The sequence below is a fragment of the Curtobacterium sp. PhB136 genome, assembly GCF_004346855.1.
In the GTDB taxonomy this organism is placed as follows: Bacteria; Actinomycetota; Actinomycetes; order Actinomycetales; family Microbacteriaceae; genus Curtobacterium.
Genome location: NZ_SMGH01000012.1, coordinates 82,121 through 99,147, shown reverse-complemented (window position 1 = coordinate 99,147; position 17,027 = coordinate 82,121). Strand labels below are relative to the sequence as shown.

The following is a 17,027-nucleotide window of genomic DNA, read 5'->3' as shown; positions in this document are numbered from 1 at the left end:
CCCGAACTCCCGACACCCGAAGCAGGGCGAGGCAGGACGACGCGCGCAGCGGCACCGCAGGACGGGCCGGCGGGCTCGTACGCACACGGGTCGACCCACCCCGGGCACATGGGTACTGCAGGGCGCGGGGACGACCGCGCCGCGCATAGAGGAAGAAGCAGGACCCACCGCGCGAGCGGGCGTGGTGCCCAATCCCCTGTGCTGTCACTCCTCGCCGCTAGGGTGGTAAAATGAGCCCCAGCAAGGACCGGACTTACCACGCTGATCTCGAGCAGTCCGTCATCGACCTGGTCCGGGTCGGTGCTGGCGGCCACGCTGCGGGTGTGCGGCAGCTTGCCGGCCGGCTCATTCGCACGGTTCCGGATGGCGTCCCGGACGCGAACGCGTTCCGCGCGGCCGTGCATAAAGCGTTATCGGCGTCGCAGCCTGCGACTGGTCTCCGGTTTGACAGCGGAGCGATCCCTGCGGACGCGGAAGGATCGCACCGACTTGCCCACGTGGATTCGTCCCCGGACGGCGATGAGCTGATCGTCAGCGCACGGGTCACTGCGGAGTTGCGTGAGCTTGTCGCCGAGCGTAAGCGTGCCGACGAGCTCGCCCGGATGGGGATCTCCCTGAGCCGCACCGTGTTGCTCTCTGGTGCGCCGGGAGTGGGGAAGACGCTCGCGAGTCGCTGGCTGGCACAGCGCCTGGATCTGCCGCTGGTCACCTTGGATCTCGCCTCCGTGGTTTCCAGCTACCTCGGCAGCTCGGGCCGGAACATCCGATCCGTCCTCGACTACGCAAAGTCGGGCCCGTGCGTGCTGCTGCTCGACGAATTCGATGCCGTCGCGAAGCGCCGCGACGATGACAGCGACATCGGCGAGTTGAAGCGCATTGTCAACGTCATCCTCGTTGAACTGGATCGGTGGCCGGAGACGAGCCTGCTGGTCGCTGCGACGAACCACCCGCAGCTTCTGGACGCGGCGATCGATCGGCGGTTCGACAGGGTCATCGAGTTTCCGCTGCCGGATGAGAATGAGCGACGAGCGCTGCTCCGGCAAGCAAACACGTGCGGTGTGAGCGAGGCAACACTCAACCTGACTGCAGCACTGTGGGAGGGTGCCAGCCATGCGGTGATCATGCGGTTCTGGGAGGGCTGCCGCCGACGCGCCGTGCTCAACGACATCAGCTTCGACGAAGCGATTACCGCGGAATGTGTGGCACAGTTTCCAACGGCGTCACTGCGCGGCGAGGTGTGGCGGCACGCACATGTACAGATTGGCATGTCGAATCGTCGGATCGCTGGGCTCGCTGGGGTGAGCCATCCGACGGTCGCGGCAGGGATACGGCACGCGGGGGCGTTCGATGACTGACACATCCGGGACTACCAACACGGTACGGAGACTCCTGCTAAACGGTGAGGGACTTCGCATCGACGTGGAGGCTGCGCCCTCGGGTGGCGGTCCGAAGTACGAACCATTCACCGCCGAGCAGGCACGCGAATGGCTGCTGCCGCAGATTCGGTCGATGCGTTCCACGCTGACGGCCCTGCCGGGGACGCTGCGAGCTGGGACGCACGTCTACATCGAAGCGAAGCTGCTCCCGAATTACATCGCCCCGACGTACTCACCCGAAGCGCTGCTGGCGTTCATCGGCGCCGTGCCGGTGGGCTCGCGCGCTGACGCTGGTGAGCTCAGGACGGCGACGAAGGTTCAGCGAAGCGGAACCCGCCGACTGATCCTCGCCGTCGACGAGATCGGCCTGGCTCGGCTCGAGGACCTCGTCGACACCGGCGGCAGCGGCCGAAGCGCCGCGCAGGCGTTCGCGCAGATCCGACGCTTGGAAGACGTCAGCTCCCCCAACGCCGCGACCGTGCTGCGGGGCACACCGCCCACAGCGGACATCGAAGCGGGCGCTGATGACGAGATGCTGTGGGAATCCGTCCTGCATCCGCGCACCGTTCACTCGGGTGAGCCCGTCCCGATCGATCAGGACAGCTTGGAACGGTGGATCGCGCTCGTCGAGGCATCCCACGGGACAGTGCACCGAGACTTCCTTCGGCAAGTCGGCGGCCTCACGTTCCTGCCCGTCCGTGCTCCACGCGCCGCGGCGCAAGCCCTGGCACGATTCAACCCGCTCCGGGTCCTCAGGCCGATGCCCGCAATCCGCCCTCGCCCACGATTCGGGTTGCGCAGCGGGGCGCGCCTGTCCCCTCCGCCCGCAGCCGGCACCGTCGGCCAGGTCACCACCATCGCCGTGTTCGACGGCGGCATTGACGACCCGGCGCACGCTGGCCTGTTCCCCATCGTCCGGACCGACCTGACGCCCGAACCTCCGGACCCGGACGACCTCGTGCATGGCACCGGCGTCACCGGCGCTGTCCTCTACGGACGAGTGGGTCAGGGCCAGCAGGCTCCGCAGCCGCCACTTCCCGTGGAGAGCTACCGAGTGATGCCCGCACCGTATGTGCCGGGCGACCTCGACGGCTACTGGATTCTCGACCGGATCAAGGAAGCCCTCGCCAACGACCGCCACAAACTCGTCAACCTCAGCCTGGGTCCCACCCTGGCTGTCGAAGACGACGTGGAACCGAATCGGTGGACCGCGGAACTCGACCAGCTCGCATGGGAACGCGACATCGTGTTCGTCGTCGCCGCCGGCAACGACGGCGGTGAGGACCAGCAAACCGGACTGCATCGAGTGCAGGTCCCCGCCGACATGGCCAACGCGGTTTCCGTCGGTGCATGCGACGCACCAGCTCCGCTTCGCCCATGGGGTCGGGCACCGTATTCGTCGATGGGGCCAGGCCGCCCGGGAAACCGTGTGCAACCACTTGGGGTGCAGTTCGGTGGCGTCGATTCAAGCATGTTCGACGTGCTGCGCGCCGACGGCTCATTCCTCGAAGCCAGCGGCACCAGCTTCTCGGCACCCCTGGTCACCCACGCATTGGCCGACCTCGCCACGCGGCTCCCCCGCGTCAACAGCAGCGTCATGCGCGCCTTCGCCGTCCACTTCGCCGAACGGCACCGCGCATACCGTGCCAAGCAGAACGAGTTCGGGTTCGGACGCCTCCCGCTGTCCTTCGCTGATGCGTTGGACTGCACCCCGGACGACGTGCACGTCCTCTACGTCGACCAGATCGTCCGCGGCGACATTCTCGGCTACCAGGTCCCAATGCCCCGCGGCTTCACGGGCGCGGCGAAGATAATAGTGACCCTCGCCTACGCCTCACCGGTCGAACCGACTCAACCGACCGAATACACGTCAGCGTCGCTGGAATTGACCCTGCGGCCAAACCGCAACATCTTCCGCTTCTCGCCGCCGCCGGGCTCGACAACCCCCTCACAACACGTCGACCTCCGATCGGCAGACGCCCGAACCCTGCTCACCGGCGGCTGGACCGCCAGCCAGGAGCCGGTCACCAAGACCCTCACCGGCTCGACCAGCCGCGACGAAGCGGACCTGCGCGACGCCGGGAAATGGGAGACGCTGCGACACCATCGAGTGTCGTTCGCCGCTGACGAAGCCGACGACCCACGCCTGGAAGTCCGCTACGTCGCCCGCCGGGCCGGTGCGCTCGCTGCGGCTCCGACCGACGTGCCGTTCGCCATCCTGATTTCCGTCACCGACACAGAGCACACCGGCGCGCTCTATGACGCCGTGACCGCGCAGTTCGCTGCACTGCGTCCGGTGCAGCGCGTCAGCGGGCGGGTCCGGCTCAGGGGCGCTCGGCCGACGACTTGGTACTGACCGGAACCGGACGCATGGACACGACAACGGTCCGCGACGAAGCGGCCGCGCTGGGACACCTCGGTGCAGCAGCCTTCAAGATGATGACCGCCGTCTTCACCGCCCAGGTGCCCCGCTTCCCGGGGCTGGTACCGCCCGACGAAGTCGGTGACCTCGTCAACGGGTTTTTCGAGGACAAAAACGTCGGCTACGTCGACGCCGTCACTGCGGCTCCCAATGATGCGGCCGCGACCCGTCTGACGCGGAAATGGGCGGAACGATGGCTTGTTGACCGTGTCCGGCAGCAGCCGTGGGGAGCGCTGCGCAACCGACTGGAGAAACGCCTCGAGCGCTCGTTGTTGTTCGCTCGGTCCTCGGTGGCGCACTACTGGCATGAAGCGGGCGAAGAGGACACTGATCGGCCACACACTCACGACCAGCTGCGTGCGATCGCCCTCGCTGCACCCGTCGATGTCACCATCCCCGCAGGCGGCGGGCCGGTTACGCTCGGCCGCGCCGGGCAGTTGGAAGAGCTCATCCGCCGGCTGCTGCACGTTGCTGGGCGGCTGAGCATCAGCGACATCACTCGGATCTGCGCGGATCGATTCCCATCCGTGATGCTCAGTGGTGATGCGCACCTCGCGGCCGTACGGCCGGATACTGCTGACCTCGACGAGATCCCCGCAGACCCGGACGCTGTACATGTCGCAGCTGACCGGATCAACGAAGCCGCCCGCGGCGAAACGCTCTTGCAATCGCTGACCGATCGGGAACGGATCGTTATCCGCCACAGCGACGACATTGCCGCCCTCGCACATGCCCTCGGAGTCGGGCGCAGCAGCGCGTATTCCGCGAAGAATCAGCTGCAGGCGCGGCTGATTGAGCTTGCGGGCGATGACGAACGTGGGATGGCGGCGGTGAAAGGCATGATTGGCCTGATGCTGGACGAAGATGCAGCTGTCCCGTCTTCACCGTATGACGACTTGGAGGACTCCCGTGCCATCTGAGGCAGCAGACCGCTGGTTCGCGCTCGCGAAACAGTTCCCAGTGAGCTCAAAGTCACGGGGACCGATGTTGCGCAGCAGCGCCCAGACGGACAGTGTGCAAGCCGGCCAGCTGCGGCAAGCGGACTGGCACGACGCCAGCGCCATGCTCATCATCGACCAAGTCGACGACGCCAACGCGCTGGTCCGGGCGTATCCCGCCACCCTCGAACCCAATGTCGCCGACAGCCGGGCCGTTATTGTCGATGCCGACGCCAGTCCCCTCACCGGTGCGATCAGTGTCTGGCCGACCGAAGCGGCGTGGATCCCGTTCGCTGCACTCGACGCGACCATCACCACGGTGCAACCGGCGCTGCTGCGCGTCCTCCGCACCGCTCAGCACCCGGAGGCGGTCCTCGATAGCGCCAGCGGCGTGCGCCGTGGACCCGCTGATCCTCCGCTCGGGTCCGGTTCCGCGCTCGGAATCGACGAGCTCTTGGACGCAACAGAGATCCTTCAACACGCGCCCCGGCTGACCGTCCAGGAAGACTCGCGCCCACCCGCCGACATCGCAGCGATCGCCCTGCCGACGATCATGCAGGCGCTGCAGGTGTCGCAGCCTAGGGCCATGGCAATCCGTCTCGGCAAAGAACAACTCACCGCCGATGAAACCCGAGCGCTGGCGGCCGCGGTGGGCGTTACGGAGACCGCCATCGAAGCGTCGCAACTGCCGTTGCCGGCGGACCTCAACCGAGAACTGCACGAGCCGCGCTGGCGGCTGATGGTTCGCGAGCGCTCCGTAAATGGTGACGAGGCTGCAGCACGAACACGTCTGGGCTATGAGGCGTTCCAGCTTGCTGCCCGTCAGACGGGGTCCGGCCGGGAGCTGTGGCGGCAACGGTTGGAAACCGTTCGCAACCTGCGGAGCCGATGACGTGCCACGCACCTTCGACGCGGTCTCCGCACAGGTGGACGCGATGCTCACGGTGTGGCGCGACCGCGGCGGCGAGGTCGAAGCGCTCACTCTCGACGCGATGCGGGAGCTGCGGCAGCGAACAGATCTGACAGTGACTGTCGTGCCGGAGCTCGTGCCACGTGACTACACGCAAGGCTGCTCCGTAGCCGGTGGGTACCGGTGGGAGCCGCCGACGTTGCTCGTGACCGAGTCGATGTCGAGACGCCGGCAGCAGTTCACCGCCCTCCACGAGCTCGGTCATCACCTGCAGAAAACTGATGTGCGCCTCGGTACGACCGTGGTTGAGCACGCTCACCCTGAGGAGTTCGAGGACGCCTGCTGCGACGCGTTCGCGGCGCGGATCCTTCTTCCCGCGGACCTGGTGGCGCTGCACACGCCGCTCCGCGGCCCCACCGCAGTTGGCGCGGTCGAGCTGTTCGACTCGTCGAACGCGTCCCGGGCGGCGATCTGCGTTCGGCTGGCCGGGGCGCTGCAGTCGCCAGGCGTCGTCGCCGTTCTCGATGGCGCGGGCACCGTGAGCTTCGCCTCAGCACGTGGCGGTCTGTTCCCGCCTGCACGTGGCAGCGACCAGCGGCAGAACCCGTTGGTGCGCGCCGCGTTGGACGCCCGCGACCCCTCTCGAGCGATCACCCGCGACGATGCGCAGATCTGGTACCGAACCGGCCACTCATCGAACCGCCTCTACGGCCAGGCAGCCTGGTCGGGGGATCACCTCTTCCTGGTCCAGGTGGAGTACGGCGCATCCTGGTTGTCGTACTCACCGCCCCGCGACGGCACATCAGAGCGCACCATCGACCGGCGGGAAGAGTGCGAACACTGCGGCGTTCGCTTCACGACCACCTTCACCTGTCGTCGGTGCCGTCACCCGCGCTGCCCCGCAGGGCACTGCGGGTGCACCGCTGCGGCGCTGCGCACCTGCAACGAGTGCTTCCTCGAGAAGGCGTCTGCGCAGTTCCCGGCCGGGTCCATGACCTGCGCCGACTGCCTGAGCTGACATCCACGCTGGACGATCTCGGGACTGTCCCGTCTCTGACCAGTGAGCAGGCAACCGCCTCCTCACAGCGGACAGAAACGAGGAGCCCACCGTGGCCTCATCCCAGCACACGACCAACGTCGTCATCGACGGCGAGCAGATCCAGATCCACCAGCGCCACCTCACCGGACAGGAGCTGCGGAACCTGATCTCCCCGCCGGCCGAGCACATCTGGCTCGACGTCCCCGACGCGCAGGACCACCCCGTCGTCAACGCGGAGACCCTCGCCCTGACCGACGGCATGCGGTTCTTCACGGATCGTCCCCGCACGATCTTCATCGACAAGGTCCCCTACGAGGTGCACTCAGCGTCCCTGATGGAGCAGCAGCTGCGTGACCTTCCCACACCGTCCGTCCCCGAAGATCACGGCATCTGGCGAGACGTCCCTGACGCCCTCGATGACCCGATCGGTGCCGGCGAGATCATTCCGGTCGCTGCGGGAGACCGGTTCTTCACCAGCCCGCTCCCGATGCACGACATCCCCGTCATCGTGAACCGTGCCACGGTCGCGGTGCGAGGAGCACGACAGACCGGGGCGTCGATCAAGGCGGCCGCAATCGCGCAGGGTGTTCCGATCCAGCCGGACTTCCTCCTGTCCATCAAGGACGGCAAGAAGTACCGCACCGTTAGCGATGACCAGCGCCTTCACGTCCACGCCGGCGACGAGTTCCGGGCCCTCGACGGGGACGACAACTCGTGAACGCTGTCACCATCAGCAGCGCGATCCTCGACGCGATCGACGAGCTGGAACAGACCTTCCCGGACGCGACGGTCACCGTCGAAAGCGACGGCCAGGGCGGCGCGTGGGTGCGTATCGATTCCGTACCGCTTGGCCCGTCCTACCAGGAAGAGCGCTCCTGGATCGCATTCCAAATCACCTACCCCTACCCCGAGGCGGACGTGTACCCGCTGTTCATCCGACCGGATCTGCACCGAGGAGACGGCGCTGCCCACGGGATCGCGTTCCAGAACGTCACGTGGGGTCCGCATGGTGAGCCGGGCACGCAGCTGTCTCGTCGCAGCAACCGGCTGAACCCGGCCGTTGACACCGCCGCGACCAAGGTCCTGAAGGTACTGCGTTGGCTGGAGACCGAGTGAACAACGCATGGTCGGTCGTGATGACCGAGAAGCACTGGCAAGAGCTTCACACGCATCTGTTCCCCGGCGATGGCGACGAGCACGGCGCCGTGCTGCGGTGCGGCATCGCGACGAGCAGCCGCGGGATCCGGCTGCTCGTCCGTGCCGTCGTCCCGGCGGTCGACGGCACGGACTACATCCCGGGAGACCGCGGCTACCGCAAACTCACCGCCGCGTTCGCAGCAGAGAACATCGACGCGTGCGCCGAGGAAGGGCTGGCCTACCTTGCCGTCCACAACCACGGTGGCACCAATCGCGTCGGTTTCTCCGGCACGGACATGGCATCACACGAGCGTGGGTACCCGGCGCTGCTCGGCATCAACAACGGCCCGCCCGTGGGGGCGCTCGTGTTCGCCACGGACGCTGTCGCCGGTGACATCTGGACCGCCGACGGGCGCCGACACGAGCTCACCCATCTTCGTGTTGTCGGACGCCCGCAACAGGATCTCACCGCGGAGCCGACACCGATCGCAGTCGCCGACCCGGCCTACGACCGGCAAGCGCGGATTTTCGGTGACCGCGGCCAAGCGATCCTCGCTGCGTCCCGGGTTGCCGTCGTCGGTGTCGGTGGAGCGGGATCGCTCGTGAGCGAATACCTCGCCAGGCTCGGTGTCGGCGAGATCATCCTGATCGATCCGGACCGCTTGGACACCTCGAACGTGCCCCGTGTCGTCGGCGCGCGCAGGCGGGACCTCCCGGCAACGCTCCTCCCTGCATGGGCGCCGCGCTGGGCCGTCGCCGTGGCGGCCCGATGGTCGACGCTGAAAGTACGCATCGCCGCACGCGTGGCCCGGGAGGCGTCCCCGGCGTCCCGGATCACGACGATCCCACGCTCCGTTCTCGAAGCCGACGTCGCCGCGGCCTTGACCGACTGTGACCACATCTTCCTCGCCGCCGATTCCGCGCTCGCACGCCGCCTCGTGAACTCGGTCACCCACCAATACCTGATCCCCAACACCCAGATCGGTTCGAAGGTGTCCACCAGCAACGGACGGGTTAGCGACATCTTCTCCGTCTCACGGATGAGCAGCCCAGGCAGCGGATGCCTGCGATGCAACGGGCTCATTCCCGCATCGCGGCTCACCGAGGAAGCCACCAGCGAGATCCAGCGGCGCCGCCAGCGATACGTCGACGACGCCGACGTGCACGCTCCAAGCGTGATCACACTGAACGCCGTCGCCGCATCTCGCGCGGTCGATGACTGGCTCATGAGCATCGGCGGCCTCACCGAACCGGATGTGACCCCTGACCACTGGGTGTCGTACAACCCCCGAACTGACGAGACCGTGGACTTCGAACCCGTCACGGACCCGGACTGCCCACATTGCGGCCCAAGCCGGTTCGCTCTCGGGGATGCCGTCCCGCTCCTCGCGCAACACGCAACAGCACCCCGAAACACTCGACCAGCCCATCGCTGAACAGAAAGACCCATGTCAACCGCAACCGACACCTGGTGGCGTCAGCGCCCCCAATCCCGGCGCACATCTGGGGGCCGCGGGAAACACACCCTGAACCACAAGACCAGGGGCGCCCGCATCCTGCTGCACCGGGAGCCAGCTCCGCTCAGGTTGCCTCGAGTGGACCGCACGCTCGACCCTCAGCGCGGTGTCTTCGGCATCCAGGAAGGCGAGACCTACGACTGGGGCGTCATCTTGGGCATCGTCGTGCCCGTCGCCTTCGTAATCTGGCAGGGCCGACGGGTAAGCCGCTGCTACCGCTCGGCCTCTTCAAGGACCCCCTGCCCCCGGAAAGTTCACCCACGGCTACAGCGGTACCGGTCCGGGCAACCTCCGGAGGGTGCTCGTAGGCTTCCTCGAACAGATCACGGCTGCAACGGTGTCGAAGGCCACCGACGAGCTCATCGCGGCCGCCATCCATGCCGCGGACCAATCGGGCACTCTGGTACTCCCCAGAAATCTGACGACCAGGTCATGACGCTGAAACGACGGGAGGCCCTCCCCTACCGGATGGACGCCCTTTCGCCGTCAGTCGTCTGAGATCCATGCACCTGCAGCAGGGTCCCACCGGCCGGCCATGAGCTGGCCGCTTAGGACGGGTGTGATCAGGCGGTTGGTGAGCGCCTCAGATTCCTGCCAGGTCAACGTCAGCCCTCGGGCCTTCCGCGCGGCCGTTGCATAGCCGCGTTGGATCGCTGGGGACGCATCCACTTCGGTGAACGGGTCCAGCTGGCGTTCCTGGATCTGGGTGAAGAGCGCGTCCCGAAGCAGCGCGGAATCGACGGTCAGGTGCTGGGCGATGAGAGCGAGGTCAACGAGGTCCTTCGCTCGCGAAGAACGCCCGTCGCCGTTGCCATCCCCGTGGCGACGTTCCATCATCGCCGCGACCTTATCGGCGATCTGTTGCTCCACGGCGATCATGACGTACTCAGGTGATGGGACGTCGCGGCCGAGAGGTACGCGGAACTTGGGGATCGCGCGGACGGTAGCTGCGCCCGCCCGGTCGTGGATAGCTAGGTCGATCTTCACTCGTTGCGGGATGCCGACTGCTTGGAAACTCAGCGTGACCATCGACACGTGCGGCTGATCGTTGCTGGCCTGCGTCCTGACCTGTTTCTGCAAGGTGAACCGAAGGCGGTCACCGATGTCGACGCTCACGAGCTCGACGAGTCGATCAATCGCGACGTTGACGTCGACGTATGCCGCTTCGAGGTCGATGTCCACCGTCGCTCGGGCTTGAGGGATGAACGCGAGCATGCGAGTACCGCCCTTGAGCACGAACGGAGCGTCGGGCGCGGCAAAAACGCGTGCGAGGAGCCGATCGAACAACAGCAGTTGTACGAGGTCGGCGGCGAGCACGCCGGACTTGCCTGCGTCGCTCCGAGCGGCTGCTCGGATCGCTGCCCAGGTCGCCGCGGGCGTCGCGTACGAGTCGGGCCTACTCACTGGTCGTCCTGCTCGCCCGTCGACGGGCGCTCGGAGGCTTCATCGTCATGAGGGGTGGGCATGGCACGACGCGTTGCATCGGCGATGATCTGCTTCGCCGACGGCGCCAGGTAGGCGTTCGGCACCGTCACCTTCGGGATGACCACCGAAGTCAGCTTCGGCATCGTCACCTTCGGCACCTTTACCGGCGCCGTCACTAGCTCGGAGATTCGCTTCTGAATGTCCGGTGTGAGCGGCGCGATCTTGATGTTCGCCAGCGCCGCTTGCGTGGCAGGCGATAGGCCCACCTTGGGCAGCACGTGCGCCGGCAGTTGGATACGCGGTGCGACGAGTGATCCCCAGGCGGTCCCCGCCCCCTTGAGCGGGATGATCGCGTTCTTGACTTGCTCGTTGAGGTCCGCCATCAGCGGTCCCCGGATGGCAGCGAGCACGGCCTTGATCTGGTCATTCGCGGTGTTGCCGAGGAGCGACTGCAGCACAGTCTCCGTTCGGTCGTTCGCCAGCGCCCCGACCAGGTCCGGCAGATTCGTGTGTACGAGCAGGTTCCGAAGACGCTCCTCGTCAACTCGTGTCATCGAGCGCAGGTGCTCGTACAGTTCGACCCCGGATGCATGGCCGAGGCGCTTCGCGTGCGGGCGAAGGAGAGCGACGAGATGATCTGTATCAAGATCCGCGTCTGCTCGCTCTGCGTCTCGGAGTGCGTCTGCGACGAGCGACAGGTCGGCCCCAGGCTCGCTGAGCAGATCCGCGATCGTGCGCTCTCGCGTCGTCACCGGCAGCCCGTCGACCACTGCGACATCTTCGCTTGGGAGCTGGCGGGTGCTGTAGCGGACGTCCTCGTGCTTGGACTGCCGGCGAACACGCGTGTAGAGCAGCACCGTCGACGGGTAGAGGTCACCAATTTGGTGCGCCCAGGCAGCCGCGGCGCCACCCACGACGACGTCAGGGTCGTCGAGGCGCTCCCATGCAGGCACCGCCGGGGCGCTTGCCAGCCAAGCCGCACGAAGGTCATCGAGTTGGCCGGCCGGGACCCCGGGCAGTCGGTACACGCCCGCGCGAACGCGCTCGAGGCTGCCGGCCCGCTCTCGACGGAGCAGCGTGCTGCGTGCGATGCCACGAGCAGTCGCTTGCGCAGCGGTGATCATCCCCCACTGGCTACTTGCCAGGCTGGCGATCGCTCCGTCGATAGGTTTGGACATGCTTCCATTGTACGCCGCAACGCAACAAAAGTAGCAAGTAAGGTACGGTTGAGGTGACTTGGGGTGGAAGGAGCTCGGCATGCCGACGAAGTACCAGAAGGCTCGCCTGTGGACGACGGACGCGAGCGGCGCAAGAGTGAGCGAGGACGTCGAGCCGAAGGACATCACCGACCGGCCTGACCGGGCCGATCTGACGTGCGTGGGGTGCCCAGTGCCGCTGTCCTGGGTCACGCCGGGTGTCACACGCGCGGGTGATGACCGAGGGGCGTTCCTCCGCCTGTACCCGAAGAGTGAGCATGCTCCGGACTGCCGTCTGAACTTCAAGACGATGATGCAGGGCGAGCGGGCAAAGAAGGATCTCGACATCGACTCGCGCGAAAAGAAGTTCTTCATCAAGCTCCCGGGCGAATCAAGGAAGTCCGTCCCCCAGCGAACCTCAAGCTCCACGCAGAAGCGGTCGAATGCTCCGTCCTGGGCGACGACCTTCGGAGGCGTGAAGCGGATCCGGCGATTCCTCGAGCAGTTCGCAGACGCCGATGAATTCATGAACCAGATGCGCGTCGAGTACCGCAACGCCGACGACGACGTCGACGTGGTGTTCTGGCGAGACTTCTGTTTCGACATCTCCGACGAAGCTGCTCTCGCCAAGTACTACGGACGCGTGCGGTACCTGGGTCGGTCAGTCGCTGAGAAGATCGCCCCCGCCGCGATCACCATGTCCATCACGGAGGGCACCACCCCCACGTCATCTTGGGATCTCCAGCGAGTCCGCGCCCAGGCCGACTTCACTGTGAAGAACAACGCCGGCTCCGACGTCGCCCTGGTGATCGCGGTCTACTCAGCCGACAAGGTGAATGGTCTCGTGCCCGGCGACAGGATCATGGTGCTCGGTCACGCGACAACCTGGGAGTGGTCCAACGGCAAGACGGCCGAGATTCGCTTCGATGTCGAACACTCCTGGCAGATCGAGAAGTACTGACCTCGCCACTGGCAGCGCACTAGCGTGGCTCCATGGCGGAACGGAACTCATCACAGGTTCGCGGTGCGATCGGAGAGGCAAGGGTCCTCGCGCAACTCCTCGAGACTGGGGCAGCGGTCAACAGCCTCACAATGGATGACTCCGGCTGGGACCTCCATCTGCACCTTCCCAAAGAACCCATGTGGAACGCCTCCGAACGGCCATCTAAAGACACCTGGGAACTAGGCGGACACTCCGCTCACGTGCAAGTGAAAGCCCGGGCAAAGATTGATCGCATTGAGAAAGTGAGAGTCTCGGGAAGCACTGTCCGCGGCTGGGTAACAGGTGCGCAAGTGGGAACGCCCACTTTCGTGATCCTCGTGCCCTCAACCCCTGACTCCAATTTCCGGCCGCAGTACTTCGACCCTCTCGATATCCGCCGCGCTGCGGATGACACCGCGAAACACATCGAGCTGCAGTTCGACGGTCGACGCCCCTTTTACGCGGAGTCATTCGGCGCGGAGGCGGATCTCTGGGCGCACCACGGCCCTGCCCTGTTCCATCTCGACGATCAAGCTCGACGGTTCATCCGGAGCGAGCCCAACGATTACGTAGACAATCTCGCTGATCTTGTCACCGAGCTCGGCGCCGCAGCATTGACCGTTCGGCTTGAGGACCCCCGCGACGACTACGGCCGGGGGCAAGCACTGGCGGAAGTCGTGGAGCTCTTGCGCTCCAGTCTCGACCACGTTCGCTACATCGACGATGAGGTAGCCGTGGACCTTGGGAATCAGATCGATCACGCCGCGGCGACCCACCACAATGAGTGGTCCGACCCGACCATGCCACTGGGACTTATCTCTCTTCGTAAGACATGGCCAGAGTTCAGCAGCGACCTGGAAACGTTCGCGAAACGACTGGCGGGGACGGCAAAGTCCTTCAATACGGCCCGCGACAACACACGTGCGGCTGGCCGACTGGCGGCCAATTAGCCGCGAACATCGACGACGAGTAGGTCAGGGCCTGGCGTTCTCTACGATGCGGCGCGCTTCCACGACGGTATTTTGTACGACGCGCGTCTCGAACTTGCCGATGCGGTTGATGCGGTTCTTCTTGCCGTTGCGGAGTTCGCTGGCAAAGGTGCGCGCAGCTCCATTGCTTGGGCCGTTGTAGACGACCGTCCACTTGTGACCGTCGTTGATGACGAGGATCTCGATGACCTGCGCTTCGGTGGTGGGCCGTGCGGTGGTGATGATCGGGAGCCCGAGTTCGGCGCTGGTGGCGGTGGAGCTCGAGGTGAGGTCCTCGAGGAGCCAGGTGGCGGTCTTGGCGTTGACTTTCTGCAGTTTCGGCAGCTGACGGGCTGCTTGCTCACCGCTGATGGCGATGTAGGTGGCGTTGCGGTCGCGGTCGTAGAAGTCGTCCTCGACGGCGGTGCTGTGCTGCCAGGTGCCCGTGTTGGGCAGGTACACGAAGATGCGGTGTTCGCTGGCCGTCTCGTGGGCGGCGATCCACACCAGGTTCTGGTCGCTGTCGCGGACCTCGTAGAACTGGGTCATCGGTTCGTCTCCTCGGTCTCATTGTGCGCCACGGAGTAGGGGTTCGGGTAGGTCTTCTCGCTCAGGGGATGGCCCCCGATGCTGGTGAGCTCGTTGAGGCCGGCGGGCGTTGGGATCTCGCTCGAGCGGGCGGTCATTCGCTCGTGTGCGGCCTTCCGCTCGGCGTGCGGGGTCTTCCGGTCGCGCTCGATCTCGTAGTCCACGTGGTTCTGGTCCTTCACGGCCTGGCTGAGCTCGGAGTGGAACTGGATCTCGACGGGCCGCTCGTCCCCGTGCTGCACGAGGATGTGGATGCCCTTGTACGCGTTGCCGCCGACGTAGGAGTGCTCGGCAGACACCACGGTGTACCCGCGCGCCTCGAGGGCAGCGATCGTCGTGGTCGCGGTGCCCGGGAGATCGTCGTGCCGTGGGGTGACCGCGGTGTAGCGGAGCAGATCGGTGAGCTTGTCCGAGACGCCCTGCAGGCCGCCGGCGTTCTGGGCGGCGGCGGTCGTGGTCGCACGGCTGCGGATCTTCCGGGCGAGCGAGGCGGGACTCTTCATCCGAAACTCAAGGCCATGCGGCCGGGCGCCGGCGGGGATGGCATCGACGACGTCAGCAGTGGTGTGCTGCTCGGCCGCACGGGTCTCGGCGAGGACGGCGATGGTCTCGGTGGCGATCGCCGGTGCATAGTCCCTCCAGACCGCCTCGGCGCCGTCCTCAGCCGCGTTGCCGGCCCAGTCGACCTCGGGGAGCTGCTCTGCCTGTTCGGGCGCGAGATCGACCGTGGTGAGCTGCTGGAGGCGTCGTCGGTCGCGGCATCGTCGGCCTCCCTCCGCGCAGGACTGGCACATGGGGCTACTCCCCCTCGAGCAGCTGCAGGGAGCGCTCGTACTTCGCCATGAGCCGTCGACGGGTGCTCTCGTCGAGCTGCGCAAGGCGTGCGGGGTCGGTGTTGTCCTCGATGTCGGCGGCCTTGACCGCCCGGGCGCCGGCGCGAGCACGCACACGGGCGAAGTACTCCTCAGCCGGCTCCCCTGAGCGCTTGGTGACCGCGTCGACGTCGTCGACGACGTCGAGGGGGATGCCGCGATCGAGGAGATCCGACCGGGTGAGCTCGGTGTCCTCGAGGACGTCGTGCAGGAGCGCTGCTGCGACCACTTCCACCGAAGCATCCGGGTCGCGCCGGCGGACGCGCTTGGCGACGCGGACGGGATGCTCGATGTAGGCGTGGCCGCTCTTGTCGACCTGGCCTGCATGCGCGTCGCGGGCGATCGTCAACGCCGTCGCGATCAGCTCTTCCTGTCCCATGCGTCCAAAGTAGCACGTTCCTAACACAACTTACAGACTCTGTTTCTTCCAGACTCTGTTTCTTCCAGACTTCGTAACTCTGTTGCTTCCAGAGTCCGGGTGTAGTACATTCGTCAATGTCAGATCGAAACCCGGAAGGAAGCACCATGCCAACTCCACGGAAAGCTGCCGCCGCGGCACCGCCAGTGGCGCCCTGGATCGTCGCGATTGCGATGCAGAAGGGCGGCGTCGGGAAGACCACGACCACGATGGGTCTCGCAGCGGTGCTGTCCGAGACGTGCCGGGTCCTCGTCGTCGACATCGACCCGCAGGGCTCTGTCACGTTCTGGGCGGAACGAGCCGGGGACAACCTCCCGTTCGACTTCGCCGCGGACCTGGACCCGAACAACCTCGCCCGGCTGCGCGAGCTGCCGTACGACGTGATCATCGTTGACACCCCTGGGTCGCTCGAGTCGACCCACATCCTCACGCCCGTTCTCGATGAGGCTGACTTCGTCATCGCGCCGACCGAGGCCGAGGCGCTCTCGATCGATCCGCTGCGCAAGACCGTCGAGACGCTCATCGTCCCGCGGGGCTTGGACTACCGGGTGCTGATCAACAAGTACGACCCGCGCACCCCGCAGGATCTCGAAGACATCCAGGAGCTCGTCGACCAGATCGGCCTGAACCGGTTCCAGAACGCGGTCCGCCGGTACAAGTCGCACTCCAAGGCGCCGATCGATGGCCTTGTGGTGACGCAGTACCGGGCGTCCCGAAACGACCTCAAGGCCAGTGAGGACTTCCGTCGCATCGCGATGGAGCTCCTCTCGATCCGTGCCATGTCACCCCGGACCGTGCAGGAGGACCACTGATGGCCCGGAAGAAGCTCACCTCACTGCTGGACAGCGCAGCCGTCGACGAGACGACCGAGGCGCAGCTGACCGAGACCGCTGCGCCCGAGGCTCCCGCCCCAGCAGCGTCGGCACCCGAAGCTCCCGCGCCGGCTGCTGAGAAGCCCGCCGCGGCGACTGCGCTGTTCGAGGACCTCGTGCGCAAGGAGTGCCGGTTCCGCGACGACCAGCTCGAGGATCTGTCTCGGTCCGCCCGCCGGCTGCAGCGCACGCGCCTGGCGCCGGGACCGCGCATCACCGACAACACGCTGATCCGGGTCGCCGTCGACCTGCTGATGAGCCGCGCCGACGAGCTGCAGGGCTCCACTGAGGCCGAGCTCCGCGCCTCCCTCGGCCTCACCGAATAACTCTGTAAGTCTGTAACTACGGGTCTCTGTAGTTCCGGAAC

17 protein-coding genes are annotated in these 17,027 nt (G+C 66.2%); 12 read left to right on the top strand and 5 right to left on the bottom strand.

The annotated features are described in order from the left end of the window. The first annotated feature begins 230 nt into the window (after window positions 1-230). From EDF27_RS19460 to EDF27_RS19420, 8 genes are all read left to right on the top strand, one after another. Window positions 231-1,355 (top strand): ATP-binding protein, encoded by a 1,125-nt coding sequence (locus EDF27_RS19460; protein ID WP_132050680.1) that lies wholly within the window; start codon window positions 231-233, stop codon window positions 1,353-1,355. Further along, the gene (locus EDF27_RS19455) at window positions 1,348-3,732 is read left to right on the top strand and encodes a S8 family peptidase (RefSeq protein ID WP_132050678.1); all 2,385 of its coding nucleotides are present in this window, start codon (window positions 1,348-1,350) and stop codon (window positions 3,730-3,732) included. The genes EDF27_RS19460 and EDF27_RS19455 overlap by 8 nt, the downstream gene beginning before the upstream one ends. Before the next feature lie 14 nt (window positions 3,733-3,746). Beyond that, a complete protein-coding gene (locus tag EDF27_RS19995) occupies window positions 3,747-4,718 on the top strand; it encodes a hypothetical protein (RefSeq protein WP_207909672.1) in 972 nt (323 codons plus the stop codon). 142 nt (window positions 4,719-4,860) lie between these two features. Further along, window positions 4,861-5,628 carry a hypothetical protein gene (locus EDF27_RS19445; protein WP_207909671.1) on the top strand — a complete coding sequence of 256 codons (768 nt, stop codon included), beginning with the start codon at window positions 4,861-4,863 and terminating at the stop codon, window positions 5,626-5,628. 1 nt (window position 5,629) lies between these two features. Continuing rightward, on the top strand, window positions 5,630-6,664 hold the full coding sequence (locus EDF27_RS19990; RefSeq protein ID WP_207909670.1) for an ImmA/IrrE family metallo-endopeptidase: 1,035 nt from the start codon (window positions 5,630-5,632) through the stop codon (window positions 6,662-6,664). 91 nt (window positions 6,665-6,755) lie between these two features. Beyond that, entirely contained in the window at window positions 6,756-7,403 is a 648-nt protein-coding gene (locus tag EDF27_RS19430) for a multiubiquitin domain-containing protein (RefSeq protein ID WP_132050674.1), read from the top strand. Beyond that, window positions 7,400-7,801: a hypothetical protein gene (locus EDF27_RS19425; RefSeq protein WP_132050672.1), complete on the top strand. Its 402-nt coding sequence runs from the start codon at window positions 7,400-7,402 to the stop codon at window positions 7,799-7,801. The genes EDF27_RS19430 and EDF27_RS19425 overlap by 4 nt, the downstream gene beginning before the upstream one ends. 20 nt (window positions 7,802-7,821) lie before the next feature. After that, window positions 7,822-9,258, top strand: a complete 1,437-nt coding sequence (locus EDF27_RS19420) for a ThiF family adenylyltransferase (protein ID WP_165931589.1) — start codon at window positions 7,822-7,824, stop codon at window positions 9,256-9,258. A 567-nt stretch (window positions 9,259-9,825) separates the two neighbouring features. Here the strand turns inward: EDF27_RS19420 and EDF27_RS19415 are convergent. Further along, the gene (locus EDF27_RS19415; protein ID WP_165931588.1) at window positions 9,826-10,656 is read right to left on the bottom strand and encodes a nucleotidyl transferase AbiEii/AbiGii toxin family protein; all 831 of its coding nucleotides are present in this window, start codon (window positions 10,654-10,656) and stop codon (window positions 9,826-9,828) included. Window positions 10,657-10,739: 83 nt separating this feature from the next. Further along, window positions 10,740-11,942 (bottom strand): type IV toxin-antitoxin system AbiEi family antitoxin domain-containing protein, encoded by a 1,203-nt coding sequence (locus EDF27_RS19410; RefSeq protein WP_165931587.1) that lies wholly within the window; start codon window positions 11,940-11,942, stop codon window positions 10,740-10,742. A gap of 79 nt (window positions 11,943-12,021) precedes the next feature. Here EDF27_RS19410 and EDF27_RS19885 point away from each other — a divergent pair, with 79 nt between their 5' ends. Together EDF27_RS19885 and EDF27_RS19400 are read left to right on the top strand one after the other, a co-directional pair. Next, window positions 12,022-12,921, top strand: coding sequence for a hypothetical protein (locus EDF27_RS19885; RefSeq protein ID WP_165931586.1), 900 nt, complete (start codon window positions 12,022-12,024; stop codon window positions 12,919-12,921). Between the two features lie 32 nt (window positions 12,922-12,953). Further along, window positions 12,954-13,892, top strand: coding sequence for a hypothetical protein (locus EDF27_RS19400; RefSeq protein WP_132050661.1), 939 nt, complete (start codon window positions 12,954-12,956; stop codon window positions 13,890-13,892). A gap of 24 nt (window positions 13,893-13,916) precedes the next feature. On the opposite strand, the gene EDF27_RS19395 is transcribed toward EDF27_RS19400, so the two are convergent. From EDF27_RS19395 to EDF27_RS19385, 3 genes are read right to left on the bottom strand one after another with little or no spacing between them, the layout of a single operon-like run. Continuing rightward, window positions 13,917-14,459, bottom strand: coding sequence for a hypothetical protein (locus tag EDF27_RS19395; RefSeq protein ID WP_132050659.1), 543 nt, complete (start codon window positions 14,457-14,459; stop codon window positions 13,917-13,919). Continuing rightward, complete coding sequence (locus EDF27_RS19390) at window positions 14,456-15,292, bottom strand: hypothetical protein (protein WP_132050657.1); 837 nt, start codon at window positions 15,290-15,292, stop codon at window positions 14,456-14,458. Before EDF27_RS19390 ends, EDF27_RS19395 begins: the two co-directional genes overlap by 4 nt. Window positions 15,293-15,296: 4 nt before the next feature. Further along, window positions 15,297-15,749 carry an HD domain-containing protein gene (locus tag EDF27_RS19385; RefSeq protein WP_132050655.1) on the bottom strand — a complete coding sequence of 151 codons (453 nt, stop codon included), beginning with the start codon at window positions 15,747-15,749 and terminating at the stop codon, window positions 15,297-15,299. A gap of 146 nt (window positions 15,750-15,895) precedes the next feature. On the opposite strand from EDF27_RS19385, the gene EDF27_RS19380 reads away from it, so the two are divergent. Beyond that, window positions 15,896-16,600, top strand: coding sequence for a ParA family protein (locus EDF27_RS19380; protein WP_132050653.1), 705 nt, complete (start codon window positions 15,896-15,898; stop codon window positions 16,598-16,600). After that, window positions 16,600-16,986 carry a hypothetical protein gene (locus tag EDF27_RS19985; RefSeq protein ID WP_207909669.1) on the top strand — a complete coding sequence of 129 codons (387 nt, stop codon included), beginning with the start codon at window positions 16,600-16,602 and terminating at the stop codon, window positions 16,984-16,986. Before EDF27_RS19380 ends, EDF27_RS19985 begins: the two co-directional genes overlap by 1 nt. Window positions 16,987-17,027 lie beyond the last annotated feature (41 nt).